Annotated in this window: 20 protein-coding genes; 19 read left to right on the top strand and 1 reads right to left on the bottom strand. The window is 44.3% G+C overall.

Going from position 1 to position 18111, the window contains the following annotated elements:
- Positions 1–396 precede the first annotated feature (396 nt).
- Positions 397–954 (top strand): DNA distortion polypeptide 1, encoded by a 558-nt coding sequence (ddp1, locus tag AC2FCQ_RS23480; RefSeq protein ID WP_261136841.1) that lies wholly within the window; start codon positions 397–399, stop codon positions 952–954.
- Positions 944–2092 (top strand): MobP1 family relaxase, encoded by a 1149-nt coding sequence (gene mobP1 / locus AC2FCQ_RS23475; RefSeq protein WP_260524319.1) that lies wholly within the window; start codon positions 944–946, stop codon positions 2090–2092. The genes ddp1 and mobP1 overlap by 11 nt, the downstream gene beginning before the upstream one ends.
- Before the next feature lie 478 nt (positions 2093–2570).
- Here the strand turns inward: mobP1 and AC2FCQ_RS23470 are convergent, their stop codons facing one another.
- The gene (locus AC2FCQ_RS23470; protein ID WP_126179355.1) at positions 2571–2852 is read right to left on the bottom strand and encodes a helix-turn-helix domain-containing protein; all 282 of its coding nucleotides are present in this window, start codon (positions 2850–2852) and stop codon (positions 2571–2573) included.
- Between the two features lie 221 nt (positions 2853–3073).
- Here AC2FCQ_RS23470 and AC2FCQ_RS23465 point away from each other — a divergent pair, with 221 nt between their 5' ends.
- The 17 genes from AC2FCQ_RS23465 (at position 3074) to AC2FCQ_RS23385 (ending at position 17749) form a co-directional block, all read left to right on the top strand.
- Positions 3074–3541, top strand: coding sequence for a transcription termination/antitermination NusG family protein (locus AC2FCQ_RS23465; RefSeq protein WP_219015150.1), 468 nt, complete (start codon positions 3074–3076; stop codon positions 3539–3541).
- 92 nt (positions 3542–3633) lie between these two features.
- Positions 3634–3873, top strand: a complete 240-nt coding sequence (locus tag AC2FCQ_RS23460; protein WP_261136838.1) for a hypothetical protein — start codon at positions 3634–3636, stop codon at positions 3871–3873.
- Positions 3874–4174: 301 nt separating this feature from the next.
- Entirely contained in the window at positions 4175–4609 is a 435-nt protein-coding gene (locus AC2FCQ_RS23455; RefSeq protein ID WP_261136836.1) for a hypothetical protein, read from the top strand.
- Positions 4610–4665: 56 nt separating this feature from the next.
- Entirely contained in the window at positions 4666–5310 is a 645-nt protein-coding gene (locus tag AC2FCQ_RS23450) for a lytic transglycosylase domain-containing protein (RefSeq protein ID WP_261136834.1), read from the top strand.
- Positions 5311–5314: 4 nt separating this feature from the next.
- On the top strand, positions 5315–5599 hold the full coding sequence (locus AC2FCQ_RS23445; protein WP_126179351.1) for a TrbC/VirB2 family protein: 285 nt from the start codon (positions 5315–5317) through the stop codon (positions 5597–5599).
- A 15-nt stretch (positions 5600–5614) separates the two neighbouring features.
- Entirely contained in the window at positions 5615–8365 is a 2751-nt protein-coding gene (locus AC2FCQ_RS23440) for a VirB4 family type IV secretion/conjugal transfer ATPase (RefSeq protein ID WP_261136832.1), read from the top strand.
- A gap of 9 nt (positions 8366–8374) precedes the next feature.
- Positions 8375–9091: a TrbJ/VirB5 family protein gene (locus tag AC2FCQ_RS23435; RefSeq protein ID WP_126179349.1), complete on the top strand. Its 717-nt coding sequence runs from the start codon at positions 8375–8377 to the stop codon at positions 9089–9091.
- 14 nt (positions 9092–9105) lie between these two features.
- Entirely contained in the window at positions 9106–9357 is a 252-nt protein-coding gene (locus tag AC2FCQ_RS23430) for an EexN family lipoprotein (protein WP_126179348.1), read from the top strand.
- 9 nt (positions 9358–9366) lie between these two features.
- Positions 9367–10539: a TrbL/VirB6 family protein gene (locus AC2FCQ_RS23425; RefSeq protein ID WP_261136829.1), complete on the top strand. Its 1173-nt coding sequence runs from the start codon at positions 9367–9369 to the stop codon at positions 10537–10539.
- Between the two features lie 191 nt (positions 10540–10730).
- Positions 10731–11432 (top strand): VirB8 family type IV secretion system protein, encoded by a 702-nt coding sequence (locus AC2FCQ_RS23420; RefSeq protein ID WP_126179346.1) that lies wholly within the window; start codon positions 10731–10733, stop codon positions 11430–11432.
- Positions 11429–12358, top strand: coding sequence for a P-type conjugative transfer protein VirB9 (virB9, locus tag AC2FCQ_RS23415; RefSeq protein WP_261136826.1), 930 nt, complete (start codon positions 11429–11431; stop codon positions 12356–12358). The genes AC2FCQ_RS23420 and virB9 overlap by 4 nt, the downstream gene beginning before the upstream one ends.
- Complete coding sequence (virB10, locus tag AC2FCQ_RS23410) at positions 12355–13689, top strand: VirB10/TraB/TrbI family type IV secretion system protein (protein ID WP_261136824.1); 1335 nt, start codon at positions 12355–12357, stop codon at positions 13687–13689. The genes virB9 and virB10 overlap by 4 nt, the downstream gene beginning before the upstream one ends.
- Positions 13689–14720 (top strand): P-type DNA transfer ATPase VirB11, encoded by a 1032-nt coding sequence (gene virB11, locus AC2FCQ_RS23405; RefSeq protein WP_219015155.1) that lies wholly within the window; start codon positions 13689–13691, stop codon positions 14718–14720. Before virB10 ends, virB11 begins: the two co-directional genes overlap by 1 nt.
- Positions 14707–16533 carry a type IV secretory system conjugative DNA transfer family protein gene (locus tag AC2FCQ_RS23400; RefSeq protein ID WP_261136822.1) on the top strand — a complete coding sequence of 609 codons (1827 nt, stop codon included), beginning with the start codon at positions 14707–14709 and terminating at the stop codon, positions 16531–16533. The genes virB11 and AC2FCQ_RS23400 overlap by 14 nt, the downstream gene beginning before the upstream one ends.
- Before the next feature lie 57 nt (positions 16534–16590).
- Positions 16591–16860, top strand: coding sequence for a hypothetical protein (locus AC2FCQ_RS23395; protein WP_261136820.1), 270 nt, complete (start codon positions 16591–16593; stop codon positions 16858–16860).
- Positions 16853–17245 carry a cag pathogenicity island Cag12 family protein gene (locus AC2FCQ_RS23390; protein WP_261136818.1) on the top strand — a complete coding sequence of 131 codons (393 nt, stop codon included), beginning with the start codon at positions 16853–16855 and terminating at the stop codon, positions 17243–17245. Before AC2FCQ_RS23395 ends, AC2FCQ_RS23390 begins: the two co-directional genes overlap by 8 nt.
- 36 nt (positions 17246–17281) lie before the next feature.
- Positions 17282–17749 carry a conjugal transfer protein TraL gene (locus AC2FCQ_RS23385; RefSeq protein ID WP_241391969.1) on the top strand — a complete coding sequence of 156 codons (468 nt, stop codon included), beginning with the start codon at positions 17282–17284 and terminating at the stop codon, positions 17747–17749.
- The last annotated feature ends 362 nt before the right edge of the window (positions 17750–18111 follow it).

Here is an 18111-nt window from a genome sequence, read left to right as displayed (position 1 = left end):
GGAAAAGAAAAAGAAAGATGAGCGCCGCTGTAACATTCCCCCGAAGCCGCCGTAGGCGTAATTAACCCACATAACGCAAAATCCCCCCCTCCGCCTGCAAAGCTTAAACCAACTCGCCGCTACACAGAACGTTTTTAACGCTGGCAACGGTGAGCGGGCTGGGCGACGCTATGCGGCGACCTGGGCGTGATTTCCGTTGTCTTGATGGGTGAGCATAGCGAACACATCTAGAGGCGTTAATGATATGATTTAAAAGCGAATATTTTCATTTTGTGTTTTTTAGAGCAGAGTTAGATATAGGCTTGTATCAGATCACCATCTGCTGTAAATATAGCCACATACACATGCATTCTGCTATTATATGAACTATGTAATAACGTTGCCGGAGGTTCTCTAATGGGGGGTGAAGTAAAACATGTACAACTTAGACTGGATGTTGACGCATACGATATTTTAAAATCAGAAGCGACAATAGCAGGGTTAACACCTGCATCTTTATTAAAAAAAATCGCATTGGCTATTACAGCAACCAAAAGCACCACTAATTATGGAATTAGCGACTTCAATTTTCAGGATAACTCGGAGAAGCTTAATGTTAAAGTTAGCATGGAGCTGAAAGAAAAGTTGCAGCGTGAAGCCGCTAGAAATGGTTGGTCTTTGTCCAAAGAGTCGCGGTTTCGCCTGGCATCTTCATTGACCAACGCTCCAGCTTTTTACCCGGATGAAGTTGCAGAGCTTCGGAGGGCGAGGAACGCTGTTGATGTGGTAGGGCGTAATTTGCATTACATCATATCAAAAAAACAGATGTTAACTATTAACGATGATGAATTTTTACAGGATGTTCGCCGTCTTAATGAAAACATTGAAGCCTTGAAAAAACAGGTTGATACGTTAACAACAGCTGGGATTAATAGGAGTAACTTTAGGAAACGGGGAGGCAGAGATGGGCGTTAGTGTTGATAAAGAGTACAAGATTAGAAAGGCGCGGAGTGATCGAGCGTCAAAAAATCCTCTTGCACATAAAGCCAGGAATGGTGGTGCTGCTTATCAGAAAGGGGTAAAGCAGCGTACTACTTCTAAAGGTGCTAGTCGTGAAGTTATGGTTAAGATCACAGGTAATGCCAAAACAGCCCGAGGAATAAAAAATTCAATTAATTACATCAGTCGTGATTCTGATTTAAAGTTAAAAGATGATGAAGGGAGAGAATATGAAGGTGATAAAGATATTTCCGAAGCCTACGACTATATGATTTCCCCTGAGGATAAAACACGTCTTGATGATAACAAAAACCCTCATATAACACATAACATGATGTTCAATACAAATTCCATGGTCGGTGTTAGCCAGGATGATATGTTGGATTCAGTTCGGGATGTTATAAAAGAAAAATACCCCGACAATCGATTTATGATGGCTTATCATCAGGACACAGACAACCCTCATGTACATGTTGTTCTGCGTATACCTGACAATGCCGGTCATCGGATAAACATACGTAAGCAAGATCTCCGCGATTTACGCTCTGGTTTCGCACAAAAACTCCAAGACAAAGGCTATAACGTAAAGGCCACTCATAAGCATGACTTTGCACTTAAAACTAAAATCAAAGCAGAACCTGATAAAACGCGTAATCTTTATGAAGTGGTTGATTTTGGGAACACGCATTACAAAAACGACCCTAAAAATAAACGTCAAAACTATATTCAACTGAAAACGATAAAGGGCGAAAAGGAAATGACTATTTGGGGAACCAACTTAGCAAATGAGCTACTCAGGGAAAAAGTGAATATAGGAAGTGTCATTAAGATAAAAAAGGAAGGGGAAACAACTGTTAAGGTTCCTTTGTTTGATAAGCAAGGTGAAGTCAAAGGCTATAAAGAGTCTAAGCGAAATAACTGGGTTGTTGAGAACAAAGGTGTGATTGGTATTGATAGAAAGGTTCAGTTTAACAACGTTGAAGTGCTGAATGATCCGCAACGTTTCATAAAACAGAGTGTCAGCATAAAGCAGTTCCAGGATGCTAAAATGAGTTTGTTGAAGCAACAACAGCAGGACAAGGTCGGAATAAAAGTGGGCGTATTCAAGCTATAACCGCACGCGGATGGGAGTTAGAATTCACTCAGTTCACATAGATGATATATTTGATATATTCTATATGGAATATATTTGATAAATTGAGAGTTATCTTGCCGTAGATACAATGACAATATTTCATCGTATAGATGAAAATTTGCATGGCACTGCAAGTTGTTGAAATTGATCGGTTAATCTTTTTTAAGTAAGAACTGTGTAAAAAAGAATTTTTGTTTGTTTAAGAGGTTAAAGGCGATCGATTGATCTAGTAATGTCTTAGCGGATGGATTTTAATTCTGGTATTTTGCATTTTTAATGGTTTTTCTTACTGTTTAATCACCATTTGTTGGCATACTATCGTGGCCTTTTCTACTTTCATTGGCCGTAAATTTTGATACTATGTGAATGTAGCAGTATATAGATAGATAACAACGTGATCGAGTCCTTCCTTCTTCCCCTCCATCTGGATCGGAAATGGCGTCAGCGTGGTATAACATCAATAGAATGTACGCGGCGGCATGGTTGGGTTGTTGATTTTGTCATACAGGGCTAAAACTTGGTTGGCAAAGCCATCATCATCGATGTAGAAGTAGCATGTAGGAACGTCGAGCACTTTGGCGAACTGGCGTGTCTGTTCATAGGTGGGGCGATTAACGCCATGCTCATACCTGGATATACGAGCTCGGGCTGACCCTTCATCTATACCGCTCAAGACACCGAGTTTTTCCTGGGATAGTCCGGCGTACTTACGCGCAATTCTCAATCTCTTCGGAACCATTATAAAACCTGATAAGTAATTGAAACATTGGCACACGTTTACCATCACTTATCACTTTTAATGTTACGTATTGCGTAACATCAGGGAATCACCAAACAACAACGAGAGTTGCACATGTCATAGATTTGCATAATACTGTATATCCATACAGTTATGACGTGGCACGTATTGGGGATATCCACCTGGATCGCTCAGGGCGTCAGCGTGGAAAAGGAGGTTCTATGAAGGGTTGGTTTCTGCTTTACCATAGTCCGAAAGCCTACAAGCAAATCCTTGCAGGGTTTGAGCGGTTGTCGGTCACTCATTACACACCATTACTGACGGTGATCACGAAACGGGCAGACAGCAAGACGAGCGTGCGCATCAACCAGCGGCCTCTTTTCCCTGCTTATCTGTTCTTGTGCTTTGACCCCGAAGTTGTTCACACGACGAAAATCACCCAGCTTATAGGTGTGAATGAATTTGTTAAGATCGGCGGTAAGATTCGTCCTCTCCCTGAGGCAGTTATCGCAGGTTTACGATACCTTGAATTGACGGAAGTTGATAAAAGTGATCAATCGGTTTCTTACAGTAATGTCCCTGTTGACCTTCTGGCTAAACTTGAAGAAATCAACGGGCAAAGCGAACCTGTAAATCGAATGGCTTCTCTCATCAACTTTCTCGATGGCTACGTTAGAACCGCGCATTAACTGATAAACGTAGCACATTATCTAAATATAGATTTTTCATAACCGCTGGGGAAACTCAGCGGTACTTTTTTGCATCCTTATCAGGAGACTTCATGTCATCAAATACAGGTCTTGATCGTATAAAAAAGCCATCAACGGCAGGAGGTGTAATTTACATTGGCGCTCCTCGAAAGCAAGTTGTTGAAAAACTGGCAATCGAAGTGTCATTTATGACGGGGAAACAGATCACCACGGCACAATTCTTTCAGTATCTAATCGATTTGCATGGGGAGAAGGCCAAAAACGATATCATCAAAGCGTTTGAGAGCGATCGCAATGGAAAAAAAACCTAAAGCTACTATTTGTTTGGCTGTATCTACTCCTGTTGATTTAATCCAGTGCAAAAATATTAGCATCAAGCCAATTACTGATAATTGTAAATTGGTATTGGTTTATAAGTCCTGCAATAAAGAAATGGCTAAACGTTAATTTCATTAATGTAATGTAAACTACTTTATGTTTGAGAGGGTTTTTATGAATTCTCTAATTCGGCACGCATGGCAATTAATCTTTTTGGGTTGTGGCGCTTTCTGGTTGTCTGTAATTCTCATTTATATATGTTCGTGAAATCAATAGTTAGATTAAGGGGTTTTTATGAAACACGATACTGATTACTACATGGATAAGATTCTTAAACACGACCGGCATAATAATAAAGTTGAAGCAAGGAATGGATTGGTTACCATCTTTTCAGCTATTTTTGTATGTCTTTTTGTTTTTATTTTTAAAGGTATAACCTTCATTGTTTTATCAATGGGCTTGATCATCTTTTCATTTTTAATTGTCAAGTTTAATAATAGTAAAAAAGTTGAATCATCATCAGCTATTTTCACTATGTTCGGTGACTGCGCCGAAGATAAGGAGTTTTGCGATTTTTTTATTCCACTTTTCGATAAATGTTTTTTAATTGGTCGAAAAGAATTTAGTGAAATAGAGAGTTTCATTTCTCTGAGAGAAAAGAGATTAACAGATATAAAGCTACGTGAGAGAGTGCTAAAAGCAATAAATTGTTCTAATAGTGACGAGTAACCAATTTTGAAAAAGAAGTAAATTACTTTAAAAACCTCTGTTACGGAATAACTAATATGATCTCATCTACAACATTTATCGCACTTGCGATGCAGTGCGCAGCCACTGTTCACCCTGATACTGCGATGGATGTTGTCAGGGTTGAATCAGGACTTAATCCCTATGCTATTGCAGAGATAATTCCAAAAGAACAAAGGATAAAAGATGGGAAGAGCGTTATAACTCATCTTCCAAATAATAAAAAAGATGCGCTTTCCATCGTCAGAAACATCGAATTGAAGAAACGACGCTACTCGGTTGGATTGATGCAAATTACGAGCACTAACTTTGAAAAATTCAATGTTGATGCTGAAAAACTGTTTAACCCTTGCACCAATCTAACTGTATTCGAAAAGATACTCACCGACTGCTACACCAGGGGAAAAACGCTCAAGAACGCGTTGAGCTGCTACTACTCCGGTAATTTTAATACCGGGAAAAAGAAAGAGTCTGAGTTCAATAAGACAAGTTATGTTGAACGTATTGGCTATCCTGATTCACCAGGGAAAACTTTTGTTGTTCCAAGTACTAAATATGACAAGGCTACAGATAAAATAGGAGAGGATAAAAGGGAAATTAAGGATAAGAAGGTCATCACATTATACCCAACCACGTTAATTCGCGGCGAATTCATCGCCGATAACCATACACTAAATAGGTAATATTATGTTCAAGACTGCTCGTGATTTTAAAAACAAGTTCCTGTTGGCTATCGTCTCGTTGACGGCTGCTTCATCTGCAAATGCGGCTGGGTTGACTAAAACAGAGGAACTGCTTCAAAAGGTTTTTGAAGAGGCACACTCACTTGTTGGCGTTACTGTCGCGATTGCGGCGCTGATCGTCGGTTTCCGTTGCTTGTTCCGTGGTGAGTCAATCAAGGACTGTTGGGGCGTTATCCTTGGCGCTGGCATCATCTCTGCTGCGGCCGAGATCGGTAAGTGGCTTTCTTAAGTTTCAGGGGGCTGCATGGCAACCTTATTTAAGGCATTAGCACGGCAGCCGGTATTACGCGGGATTGGTGTCCCGCTTATTCCGTTCGTTGTCGTAGAAGGAGCGCTGATTACTCTCAGCGCTAACGTAAGCTGGTTCTGTCTTATCCTCGCAATCGCGGCATGGTTTATCATGCGAAGAATGACCAATGAAGATGAGTCGATATTTCATCTCATTTGGTTGAAATATCAAACGCGTGGCGTGTTTAAAATGAATCGTCATTATGACGCCACTGTTATTTCAGCCGCTCAATATGATGCGGTTGATATGTCGGAGATAATCAATAGCATGAAATTGAATGAGCGTATGCCGCTGGAAAAAATCATTCCTTATTCATCTCACATTGATACTCAAATCGTTAAAACAAGAAGCACTGATGAAATCGCCACTTGGGAAATTTTGGGTGTGCCTTTCGAGTGCGAGAAAGATGATGATTTGAAAATTATCAATAATCAATTAAATACTATGCTCCGGTCGTGGGAGGGTAAGCCGGTCACGTTTTATACTCACCGTATTCGTGAAGAGTTTTACGAGCATCTGGATTCGCCGAGTGGTAATGACCTCGCTGATGAAATAAGTCGTAAATATTATGACGGAATCAGAGACACGAAGCTTTATCGCAACCGTATTTTTTATACAGTGTGTTATATGCCTTTTACCAAGGAACAAAAGGCACAAAACGCGATGCGTAAACCTGCCGAGAAAAAGAAGGCCATTGAAGAAACTCTGCCTGAGATGCGCGAAATAATCAGTAAATTAAGTGCGTCGCTTAAACGCTTTCATGCAAGGCCGCTAGGCATGTATGAAGATGAAACTGGTGTTTATTCTTCACAACTCAGCTTTTATCAGTATTTGTTATCGGGTATCTGGCAAAAGGTACGCTTAACTAAAACGCCATTTTATGAAGTTTTGGGTGGTGTTGATTTGTTTCTTTCACAGGATACCGGGCAAGTTAATACGGCGAGATCTAAACGCTTCTTCCGCTCCATAGAAATCAAGGATTTTTGTGAGCAGACCGAGGCAGGGCTAATGGATGCGTTGTTATACCAACCGGTGACGTATGTATTAACGACTTCATTCAGTGCTATGGGGAAACGGGAAACGATCACCAGCATTGATGACAAGCTAAAGCACTTAAACAGCGCCGGTGATGAAGCTGAGTCGCAATTGGTGGATTTGAAAGTTGCGAAAGACCTTGTGACATCGGGTGTCATTTCGTTTGGCCGCTTCCATTACTCGCTAATGATATACGCAGATACGATGGATGAGCTGGTACGTGACAGTAACGCTATCGTGACCGTTCTCGAAGATCTGGGGCTTATCGTATCACTGTCGATGTTGTCGTTGGGTGCGGCGTTCCTGGCTCAGTTGCCGGGGGTGTATCATCTTCGTCCGCGTCTGGTGCCGGTCAGCAGTCAGAACTTTGTGGATATTGAGTCATTACATAATTTTTTCGCCGGTAAGCGCGACGGTGTTCCCTGGGGGGAGCCGTTGGTGCAGTTGAAAACACCCTCAGGCGGAAAATATGACCTCAATCTGCATAACACGCTAATGGGTATCGATGAGCGGGGAAAGAAGACGCTCGGCCATGCTGATATCCTCGGTGCGTCCGGGTCAGGTAAAACGGTGTTGATGCTGTTCCTGGCCGCAATGGCTCAGAAGTGGCGCAGGGAGGATTTGTTCCCCAGCAATGTGAAATCCAAGCGGCTGACGACGGTGTATTTTGATAAAGACCGAGCAGCAGAACCGGGGATCAGGGCGTTGGGTGGGCAGTATTTCATGGTTAAAAGTGGTGAAGTTAGCGGATTCGCGCCCTTCATGTTGGAACCCACCAAGCGCAATATCATTTTCATCAAGCAATTGATGAAAATTCTGTGTACAGCAAATGGCAATACGCTTTCAGAACGTAGAGAAAAGATGCTCAATGACGGTATCAACCGGGTAATGAAATTGCCTAAAGAGCTTCGTGCTTTTGGTGTTACGAAACTCCTGGAAAATATCAGCGAGCCATCAACAGCAGAAGCCCGGGAAGATGGCCTTAAAATTCGATTAGCAAAATGGGCTCAGGGCGGTGATTTAGCCTGGGTGTTCGATAATGATAACGATACTTTCGATTTGAGTGAGTATGATATATTTGGCATCGATGGCACTGAGTTCTTGGATAATCCCGATGTTTGTCCCGCCATATCCTTCTATCTTCTATACCGTGTTACCAGCTTGCTCGATGGTCGTCGTTTAATTATTCAAATGGATGAATTTTGGCAATGGATCGGTAATGAGGCTTTCGCCGATTTTGTTTATAACCGTCTTAAAACGATGCGTAAACTTAACGGACTGATGATCCCCGCGACGCAATCGCCAGAGGAGATTATAAAAAGCAGTGTGTCAGGGGCAATGCGTGAACAATGTACAACGCATTTCTATATGGCAAATCCTAAGGCCGACTATGACGAGTACGTGAATAAGCTGAAAGTCCCCGAGCGGTATTTTAATATTATTAAAAGTCTTGATCCGTTATCGCGGCAATTTCTTATCGTTAAATCACCTTTGCATAAAGGCGACCTTAATGATTTTGCTGCGCTTGTTACATTGGATTTATCCGGTCTTGGTGTAACCACCAAATTACTCAGCGCTGATAAAGACGATCTGGAAATCTTCGACTCAATCTTTAAAGAAGGCATGAAGCCGGACGAGTGGGTTGATTCGTACCTAAAACTAGTTGCATAAGGAATTACTATGAAAAGCAATAAACTGACTGCATGTGTGCTGCTGGCTGCGTTGTTTTCTCCATCGGCTTCCGTATTGGCCGGGGGTATTCCGGTTTTTGATGGTGTTAGCAATATCCAACGCGCCCAGGAGTTCGTGCGGGAGATGCAAAACTGGCAACAGACAGTTCAGCATTATAAGAGCCAGCTTCGTTCTTATCAGGATCAGCTTGCAACGGCGACCGGTGTGCGTGATGTACAGCAGTTCATTAACCAGGCCAAAAGTATGAAAAACGAGATAAAGGCACTTCAGGAACGTGGCTTGAGCCTGAATGACTTTATTCTCAGTGATAACCTGCCTACTGGCGATTTAGAGCGTATTTACGACAAGTATAAGTCGTTTGATGTTTGCGACCCGAAAGCCGATTCGTCAATTGCCACCGTGTGTAAGCAGGAAGTGGTCAATAAAGCCTGGCAGATAGAGCAGACTTCGGAGGTTGAAAAGAAAATCAACGATACGCTGACCAATATTAACCAGCTGGCCGATCGCATTAGCTACTCCAAGGACAGCAAAGAGTCACAGGATTTGGCGAACAGTATCCAGGCGCAGAGTGTGCATTTGAACGTGCTCTCTACGCAATGGGAAATGAACATTAAATCTGCCGAACAGCGTGATAAACTGTTGGAAGCGAAACGACACAAGGCGTTTCGTGAACAACAGGCAAAGGCGTCTGTACCTACTTACTAAAAGGGAAGATCACAATGAAACTTAACGTCGCGAGCATTACTTTCATTACTGCTGCTCTATTTTCGCTTTCAGCTTGCAAGGATGAAACGAAATCAGAGACTTGGTATAAAAGCCACCCTGATGAAACGTACAAGGTCTATAAGAATTGCCTTGATTCTGGTGAAGCAAGCGACAACTGTGAGTTTGCTCGTCGTGCTGCTATTTCTTTCGCTCAATTAGGTGACGAACAGACAAAGGCAAAATTTTTACCTCTTATGAAAAGATAAGGTATTTATATGGCGGGTGAAGGACTTTTCGTCCATTTCCATAATACCGTCATGGATGCCCTGCAAGCAGCAACGCAGGGCAAGATGATGGCTTATGCCGGATTAATGGCAACTCTTATTCAAGCAACAATTTCACTCTATGTTTTAGTTTCTGGTTATCGTATTTTTGCTGGTAAACTACAGCGTCCAATTGAAAGTATCATATGGGACTTGGCAAAAATGTCAGTAATATTGGCGTTTATGCTTAATCTCGGAGGTTATTTAACTCTAACAATTGATGCGCTTAATGGAATGAAAGATGGGTTTGCTTCTGTATCTGGGCATGGTTCAGATCCCTGGCAAATGTTAGATTCGATGTGGCAGAGTACATCTGATTTAGCCAATAAGTTACTTCAATTGGACGACTCTACTTACGTAAAGCTTGATGGTGGCATTGGCGCTATGCTTGCCTGGGCTGGATCCTTAGTTACTACGCTTGTATCTGCTGCGGTTTTTGTAATTGCAGAGATAACGATACTACTAATGGGAATTGTTGCTCCTATATTTATCTTTTGCATGCTCTTGGGCTTCTTGCGTCAAATGTTTAATAATTGGCTGCAAATTATATTCTCAAGTATTTTGACAGTTCTTTTTGCGACTCTTTTTATTGGTATAACCATAACCCTATTTAATGATGTTCTTGCCAAAGCTAACCAACAAGCGGATATGAGTAATTTAATACTACTCGGTGCTCAGGCTTGTGCGACCGGTGTTTTGGCTGCTGTACTTGTTTGGCTTTCCAGTAAGTTCGCCACACAGCTCGCTGGTGTTGGCGTTGAAGGCACAATGCAGGCAGCGGCAGCAATGGGGGTGGGGGTTGGGTTGTTTGGTGCCTCTAAAGCTGCGCAGAGCATGGTTAAGATGGGGAAAGGCGGCGCAAAAGATTTGGGGAAAGGCATGAGCGAGGGCTTTAAGGGCGATGCCCGCACGACAGGCCGCGCAGGGTATGCAATGGGACAGGGGGCACAAATGACGGCCAAGGCCGTTACTGAGAAATACCGTAATATTATGGCGTCAAGAGTGAGCGGGGAGAGTCCTAAACCAGCTGACATCACTCCGAAAGCGCCAAAAACCTCTTCCGGGATGCAATGGAAAAGCGCACCTACAGTTAAAAACGAACCAAAGATTAAAGACGCCATGTAATCAGATAACCGCTTCTGTTCCTCATTGACGTTACTCTCCATTAATTTTTAATACATTTAAGGTACTCGCTATGAAAATAACGGGCGTGCTGCTTTTGCTGTGCGTGCTTTCTGGATGTGCAACGCAGCAAAACACCCTTCCTCCGGTATCGGGGCAATTAGAACCAATTAATACCTCTATTGGAGGCGCTTATGTTAAGTAAGTCTAGTAAAACTAAAGACTATCTGGCCGCTTCAAAAAGTTTTGAGTTAAAAACTATTCAGCGTGATCAGCGCGATAAGAAAATTGCTTTTATTATTGCGGGGGTCGGTGTTCTTTTCGGTGTGCTGGCTTTGATTGGCCTTATTACCTTACTGCCATTGAAAGAAACCAAAGTCGATCTCTATGTTGCCGATAAACTGACGGGTTATATCGAAAAGGTCACTACGGTTGAAGATGGTAAAGAATCAGAAAACTTAGCGTTAGCGAAATATTTCATCGGTAATTACGTCGAAAAGCGCGAAGGTTATAACTGGTTCCGTTTACAACATGACTATGACGCCGTTCAAGTCTACGGAACCGGTGAAGTGAATAAAGGTTATCTCGATTGGTACGGTGGTGCCAATGCGCCAGATAAGGTTTATGGCGCAACATCCACCGTTGAGGTGCGAATCATTACTGACTTCGTAACCGAATCATCGAATAAAGATAACCCTGATTTATTGGCAACTATTCGCTGGGAAAAACGTATCCGGGATGTGAAAAGCGGCAACGTTGTTTCTCAATTCTGGACTACACGTCTGACTTATCGGTTTGACCCATCGCAAAAAATGTCTGCTGAGCAACGCCAGTTAAACCCGTTGGGTTTTACCGTGACCAGCTATCAGCGTGAACAGGAACAGGGGGCATCATGAGAGCGTTAAGCGCACTTTCACTTGGCGTTGCCCTGGTGTGGTCAGGGGGCGTTTTGGCGGCGGCTGTACCACAGGGCAGCAGCTATGACAGTCGTATGCAGCAGGTGTCATTTAATCCCAGGAATACCACGGTAGTTAAAGCCTCTGAGGGGTATGTGTCGACCCTGGTGTTTGATGATGATGAGGACGTGATCAGTACGCGTGTCGGCATGCCGAAAGGCTGGGATGTTCAGAAAGAGGCTAACCGGGTGTACATCACTGTAGCGCCGATCAAGCAGACGGTGAAAGCCGTCAAGAGCGGTGGTGATGACGGTGAGACGGAAGAGACCGTTCAGGTATTCCAGCCGACCGATGAGGGGTGGCGTACCAACCTTTTTGTGACAACGACTAAGCGGTTCTACAGTCTGGAATTGCGTCTGATTGACGCAGGCAAGTCAACGAAAGATGTCGCGTATGTCGTCAACTACCTCTACCCGCAGGAAGCCAGGATGAAAGAACAGGTTGCCCAGGCGGAGCGACAAAAAGAGTTCGAAAAACAACGGATGCAACAAAGCATAGAGCGCCAATTTGAATTGGCTAAAGCTCCCCGCAATTGGGCGTACTCGATGCGAGTGGCGAAAGGTAGCCGCCTTATTACGCCGGACTTTGCCTATGACGATGGCCGGTTTACGTATATGGGCTTCTCTCCGGTTAAGACGTTCCCGAGTGTGTTCCTGGAAGAAAACGGCAAGGAAGTCTCTGTGAAACCAACCACAGAGCAGAAAGGCGATTTTAAGGTGATGGTGATTTCACAAACCAACCCCCGGTTTGTGCTGCGCTCTGGTGACAGCGTGGTCGGGGTTGAAAATCAAGGGTTCGGGAAAGTGACCGTAAAAGACGGGAACACAGTCTCGCCAAACGTTGAGCGTGTGGAGGTACAGCCGTGAGTGACCAGGAAAAAAGCGTAGACGAATTGGAGAATGAAGCGCGTGAACGGGCTGCTGGCCAAACCCCGTCAAACTCATCTGCAGGAGAGTCAGCAGATGCGGAGATGTCAGTGGCTGATATGGAAAAAGCTGTCCGGGAGAAGTATTTGACCGAGCAGCAAGAAGCGGCACCGGCAGAGGATTCAAAAGCCACGGCCGCTGATGTTGCCAAGATGAAAAAACGCCCGAAAAACAAGATGCTGTTTGGCATTGGTTTTATGGCTATCGGGGTGGTGATCATCGGGACGTTTGCTTTTAACTATTGGGAAAAGAACCGCAGCCCTAAGACGGATTCGAAGCAAAGCAGTGATGCGCAGCGTAATGATGGCGTGGCTGCGCGGCGTACCGACCTGGGTAAAGGCTCTGATCCGTTTGCGGCGCCTGCGCCTGTTGCTGCCAGTAGTACCCCAGGCGATGACAGCCAGCAACAAGCTGCCAGCGGCGACGCCGCCCCATTACCCCCCCAAAAACCGACATTCTCGCGCTATATGGCATTGGAGACGGTGGACGGGGCAGCCAATGCGGAAAATAGCGGTAAAACCCGCAAAGAAGAGCAGGCAATTGAGGACGCGCAGGCCAACGCTACCGCTGTACCGGCTGCAACCTCACCCGGTACACCTGGCGCACCAGGCACATTAGAAGAAGGGGGAGCATCGCCGGCTAACCAACCAAAAGTTAGACGCATATCGCTCAACCCCGACTTGTATATATCGGAAAACACAAATATTCCGTGTTCCCTGGACTACCGGTTTATTTCTGATTTGGCCGGTAAAATTCGCTGCACCATCAGTAAAGATATTTACAGCGCGAGCGGGAACGTCAAGCTGATCCCTAAAGGGACAGAAGCCAAAGGCGTATACCGCACCGGGACGTTAAATCACGGCCAGGGGCGCGCGTTCATCATGGTGACAAAGCTAAGGACGCGGGAGAAACCCTACCTCGATATCCCGATGATGGATACACAAGCCGCCGGGGAGTTGGGGGAAGCTGGGGTGTCAGGCTGGATTGATAGCCATTGGCTCGACCGTTTCGGTGGGGCGCTGATGCTGGGGATGATCCCCGACGTTACCGGTGCCATTACCGATCAGGCCGGTAGCAAAGACCGTAATACGGATTACACCGAAAACAGCCGCCAGTCATTGGCGGAAGTGGCTAAAACCGCATTTGAAAACAGCGTCAATATCCCGCCGACGCTTTATAAAAATCAGGGTGAGATTATTAACCTGATTACCGGTGAGGATATCGATTTTTCAAATGTTTATGCTGTTAAACAAAAAGGATGGGGATACTAATGGAAAAGAAAATCAACGAATCACTGTCGTATTACCAAAATCAGTATTTTGGCGATTTTCTGGCAATGGAGGGATTAACCGAAGTTGCGGTTAATCGTCCAGGTCAAATTTTCACGAAAATTGCGGGGATTTGGCAAGAACATGAATCCCCAATAACATTAGACGATTGCATGGCATTCTCGACAGCACTGGCAAACGCCAATGATGATGATATCTCCGACCTGAAACCCATACTATCGGCGACAACGGAAACCGGAGAGCGCTGTCAGGTAATTCTCCCGCCAACTTGCGAAAGGGAAACAGTATCTATTACCATTCGTAAACCGACGCTGGTTAACGTTGAACATCAATCTTATGTAGAAAACGGTTTTTATAATCGGGTAATGGGGAAAGAAAACACCCAGAACCATGATGATGAACTTCTGAAGCTTTACCAGTCGGGCAATATTCCTCTTTTTATGGAAAAATGTGTTGAATACGGAAAGACGATGCTAATTGTGGGGGAAACTGGCTCGGGTAAAACTACTTATATGAAAACCCTGATCGGTTTTATCCCGTTGCATCTGCGCATTACCACGATTGAAGATAACCCCGAAATCAAGTTTTATAAGCACAAGAATTATGTACATCTCTTTTACCCGGCTGAGGCCGGTGATAAGGCGATTGTTACCCCTGCGTCATTAGTGCGTTCTAATTACCGTATGAACCCTGACCGAATTTTGTTAGCGGAAATTCGCGGTGGGGAAGCATGGGACTGTTTAAAAATCATCGGTTCAGGGCATGAAGGGATTATTTCATCTTTACATGCAGGCTCTCCGTATGAAGCGATAATCGGTATGGTTGAGCGTTGTTATCAAAATACCGAATGCCAAAACATGCCTTACAGTGTTCTGCTGCGTAAAGTTTTAAACAGCATTGATGTGGTTGCCAGCATTGACATTAATGGCAATGTTCGCCGGATGGGGGAGATTTATTTCAAACCCGTACATCGCGAGCAATACATGAAGGAGCTGGGGCATGGGGCAATTTAACCGAGGGCAGTGGGTTTTTGTGGCGATCATGATGGGAGTGCTTACCGTCATGGTCGCCAGTGTGGCGGTTTACTTCCTGAACGGCGTCTCGCTGCGCCGCTTTTTCAAAATTTATCGATTTTCAATGCTGTTCCAGGTGTTAACGGATAGCAATGTCCGTTCTGATATACGGTTACAAGGGCTTTTGGCTCTGGCTATAGGGTTAGGGGTTTCCCTGGTGGCGATGTTGGGGTTGATGATCCAACTGTCTACGCAAAAGGTCGCGCTGTTCGGGAATGCCAAATTTGCCAGTGATGCCGATATTCGTCGTTCCAAGGTCGTGACCTGGGGCGATGATAGTAAAGGGGGGGTCATTATCGGCCTCCATAAAGGTAAGCTGTTGCGCTACATCGCCCCGGATTTTATCTCTATGGGGGCGGGTACACGCGCTGGTAAAGGGGCAGCTGTAGTTATTCCCAATTTGTTGAGCTGGTTGCACTCGATGATTGTGCTTGACCCTAAGCAAGAGTGTTACAAGATAACCAGTAAGTTCAGGCAATTAATTCTCGGCCATAAGGTTTATCTTCTCGATCCGTTCAGCAGCAAAACCCACGGTTTTAACCCACTTTTCTATATTGACCTGGCCTCAGAGAAAGGGGCTGGTTATTTGAAGAACCTGGCAGAAACTGTTTGGCCGTCAGTTGGATTGAGTGGCCCGGAAGCGCACTTTAACAGCGCGGCCAGTCGGGTTTTTGTTGGGTTTACAGAACTGCTGTATTACTTGATTAAATATGACAAGAAATTCCTTGCGAGCATCAGCGTAAAACCTCTTTTTTCTATCGGTACGGTAATGGATTTGTATTTTGCCGTAGATCAGGAGGCGCTTTTGTCAGACAGAGAAGCACTTGTTGAAATGTCTCAAGGGAATGCTAATGATACGTATATTATCAACGATGCATTGAACAAGATTAAAAAATTGTTTGAGGCAGAGGGTGAAGCTAAATCTAGTACGGAAGAGACATTTCAGAAAAAGCTTGATTCGTTTACGCTTCCGCTTTTTCGTGCAGCTACCGACCGCAATGATTTTGATTTACGAGAGTTACGTAAAAAGAAAATCACGGTTTACATCGGTGTTAACGCCGATGATGCAAAGATTGCTGATTCATTTTTAAATCTGTTTTTCAATTTTGCCATTGACGTTAATATGCGTGAAAATCCGGACTTCGTGCCGGAAAACAAAAATGATGTTCTTTTCTTGCTTGATGAGTTCCCATCCATTGGTGCGATGCATTACATCAAGAAAGCCTCTGGATTCATTGCTGGCTTTAAGCTGAAACTTTTAACCATTTACCAAAATATCGCACAGCTGATTGAGATTTACGGATTGTATGGGGCTAAGTCATTAATGGCAAACCATCCTTGTCGGGTGATTTATGCGGTCAGTGAAAAAGAAGATGCGGATGAAGTCTCGGCTAAATTAGGTTACACCACGTTAAAGAATACAGGGAAAAGTAAGAATAGAAGTAAGGGCGGATTAAGTCGTGGTGAATCAGAGAGTGACGCACAGCGTGCGCTGGTTCTTCCTCAGGAACTTAGTACGTTGAAGTTTGAAGAGGAGTTTATCTTGCTCAAAGGAGAAAACCCCATCAAATGTAAAAAAGCATTCTACTATAACAACCACTACTTCATGGATAAGCTTGTTTCGGTGTCACCTAAACTTGAAGCGGAGGTTAAAAAGTTGAATAGGGGGACGGCAACAGGCCGTAAAGGACTGGATTATCCATCGAAGGAAGTCATGCTGTCTTTAGGAGAGCTTGAGGCGGAATTATTCTAACGATGGAGTGAGATTTGCTATCAGCATGTAATGCTGTAATTTAAATAAGGAGTCCTTATGGTTTTTTTTAAACGAGTAATCACAGTGGCTATGTTCTTAGCCCCTACTGTCGGATTTTGTGCGGGTACACCTTCGTATGATGTTAAAGCGGATACCAATACGCAGCAGTTGATTAAGTTACAGCAGGAACAGCTTAAAGAGTTGCAAGCTATTCGCGTGCAGCTTGAGGAAAACAACGCGCGCATTTTCCTGCTACATCAACAAATAGAAAAGGTGAAGTCGAATGTGTTCGTGGTTGGTAGCGTTAAGGAAAAAACGAATGAATAAAAAACTTATTTTTGGAGCGGCGTTTATCCTCGCTGGGTGTTCTTCCCCGCCTCCACCGCCGCCCGTAGACTGGAAAGGCAATCAAGAAATCCTGAACACAGGATTACCGGCATGGAAGGAAAACAACATGCTGATCCCGTCGCTGTCGGTGAGTGGCCGATGGTCGAATATCATTCGTGATTTTTCACCTCATACACCGTATACCGCCGATATTTACTATTCAGTATTGCATTCGCCATTCGTGATGGTGGCGACAACCAGCTCGGAGAGTTTCTTCTCTACCAAGTCATGGCTTCGTCAGCATGGGGCTAAAGGTGTTATTCGATATCAGGCTAAAGTTGATTGCCTGAACTGCAACAGCACGGATATTTATCTTTCGCGTTAATCCCCTTCCACCGTAAATTCAATTTAGAGGTTCAATATGAAAACCTTGCTTGCAGGGCTGGCATTGTCTGCCCTTTTACTCGTCAGTGGCTTTACGCCGAAAACGTCCTATGCCGCATCAGAGGATGAATGCGCGATTTGGCTGTGTTTGCCCAGTGGGTTTCCTGAGGGATGCAGCTCAGCGCATTCTGCGATGCTTAAACGGGTCAAGAAAGGCAAATCGCCGTTACCCAGCTTTTCATCCTGCGCCGTAGACAGTGGTAGCAGCGGATCGGCTAGCACCGGTAAAGGTGCATGGCTCCCTGAGCGTAAAGAGTGTGTACGTTGGGCGCACGGCCACGGCGACGAATGGTGTACGAAATATGAAACCAAGCCCGCCGAATTCAAGAAAAACCAGTTGTGCATTATCAACAACGGCAATCATTACCCGCCAGGGTGCCGGAGCCAGAACTACGTTGATATTTATATCGACGGTGAAAAGGTCGGAGATACGTATTACTGGTAATCACATGTGATTGGAGGATTGGCTATGGAAATTAAAAACCGCACCCTGACTAGGGTTTTAAACGTGGTAATGATTTATGGGCGTTTTTTACGGGGTTATCTGAATTGGCAATCCGTGTGATTGTGGCTGTATCAATAATGCTTCCTGTGCTGACCTTCTGGATGATGCTTTTGTTAACTAAAGACCCTGTATCGTCAGATATTACATTAAGCTTTGATACTTTCCGTGGTGTAATTAAAAGTGTGGTCGGGTTGTCATGGACTCTGACTGTCCTTTTTCTTCTTTTGTACTCAGGTTTTAGCCTGGTCTTTGGATTCAAAAATCGGTTAATCCCCGATCGTCTCCGTAATCTGTAGCTCCGC

The sequence above is a fragment of the Serratia sp. CoH_134_PS_4 genome (assembly GCF_058190535.1).
Note: the sequence above shows the minus strand (reverse complement) of the source record. Positions and strands in the feature narration are given on the sequence as shown.

Bases quoted from the DNA above. Each gene is read 5' to 3' on its own strand.
- ddp1 (WP_261136841.1), top strand. From the start codon at position 397: ATGGGGGGTGAAGTAAAACATGTACAACTTAGACTGGATGTTGACGCA.
- mobP1 (WP_260524319.1), top strand. From the start codon at position 944: ATGGGCGTTAGTGTTGATAAAGAGTACAAGATTAGAAAGGCGCGGAGT.
- AC2FCQ_RS23470 (WP_126179355.1), bottom strand. From the start codon at position 2,852: ATGGTTCCGAAGAGATTGAGAATTGCGCGTAAGTACGCCGGACTATCC.
- AC2FCQ_RS23465 (WP_219015150.1), top strand. From the start codon at position 3,074: ATGAAGGGTTGGTTTCTGCTTTACCATAGTCCGAAAGCCTACAAGCAA.
- AC2FCQ_RS23460 (WP_261136838.1), top strand. From the start codon at position 3,634: ATGTCATCAAATACAGGTCTTGATCGTATAAAAAAGCCATCAACGGCA.
- AC2FCQ_RS23455 (WP_261136836.1), top strand. From the start codon at position 4,175: ATGAAACACGATACTGATTACTACATGGATAAGATTCTTAAACACGAC.
- AC2FCQ_RS23450 (WP_261136834.1), top strand. From the start codon at position 4,666: ATGATCTCATCTACAACATTTATCGCACTTGCGATGCAGTGCGCAGCC.
- AC2FCQ_RS23445 (WP_126179351.1), top strand. From the start codon at position 5,315: ATGTTCAAGACTGCTCGTGATTTTAAAAACAAGTTCCTGTTGGCTATC.
- AC2FCQ_RS23440 (WP_261136832.1), top strand. From the start codon at position 5,615: ATGGCAACCTTATTTAAGGCATTAGCACGGCAGCCGGTATTACGCGGG.
- AC2FCQ_RS23435 (WP_126179349.1), top strand. From the start codon at position 8,375: ATGAAAAGCAATAAACTGACTGCATGTGTGCTGCTGGCTGCGTTGTTT.
- AC2FCQ_RS23430 (WP_126179348.1), top strand. From the start codon at position 9,106: ATGAAACTTAACGTCGCGAGCATTACTTTCATTACTGCTGCTCTATTT.
- AC2FCQ_RS23425 (WP_261136829.1), top strand. From the start codon at position 9,367: ATGGCGGGTGAAGGACTTTTCGTCCATTTCCATAATACCGTCATGGAT.
- AC2FCQ_RS23420 (WP_126179346.1), top strand. From the start codon at position 10,731: ATGTTAAGTAAGTCTAGTAAAACTAAAGACTATCTGGCCGCTTCAAAA.
- virB9 (WP_261136826.1), top strand. From the start codon at position 11,429: ATGAGAGCGTTAAGCGCACTTTCACTTGGCGTTGCCCTGGTGTGGTCA.
- virB11 (WP_219015155.1), top strand. From the start codon at position 13,689: ATGGAAAAGAAAATCAACGAATCACTGTCGTATTACCAAAATCAGTAT.
- AC2FCQ_RS23400 (WP_261136822.1), top strand. From the start codon at position 14,707: ATGGGGCAATTTAACCGAGGGCAGTGGGTTTTTGTGGCGATCATGATG.
- AC2FCQ_RS23395 (WP_261136820.1), top strand. From the start codon at position 16,591: ATGGTTTTTTTTAAACGAGTAATCACAGTGGCTATGTTCTTAGCCCCT.
- AC2FCQ_RS23390 (WP_261136818.1), top strand. From the start codon at position 16,853: ATGAATAAAAAACTTATTTTTGGAGCGGCGTTTATCCTCGCTGGGTGT.
- AC2FCQ_RS23385 (WP_241391969.1), top strand. From the start codon at position 17,282: ATGAAAACCTTGCTTGCAGGGCTGGCATTGTCTGCCCTTTTACTCGTC.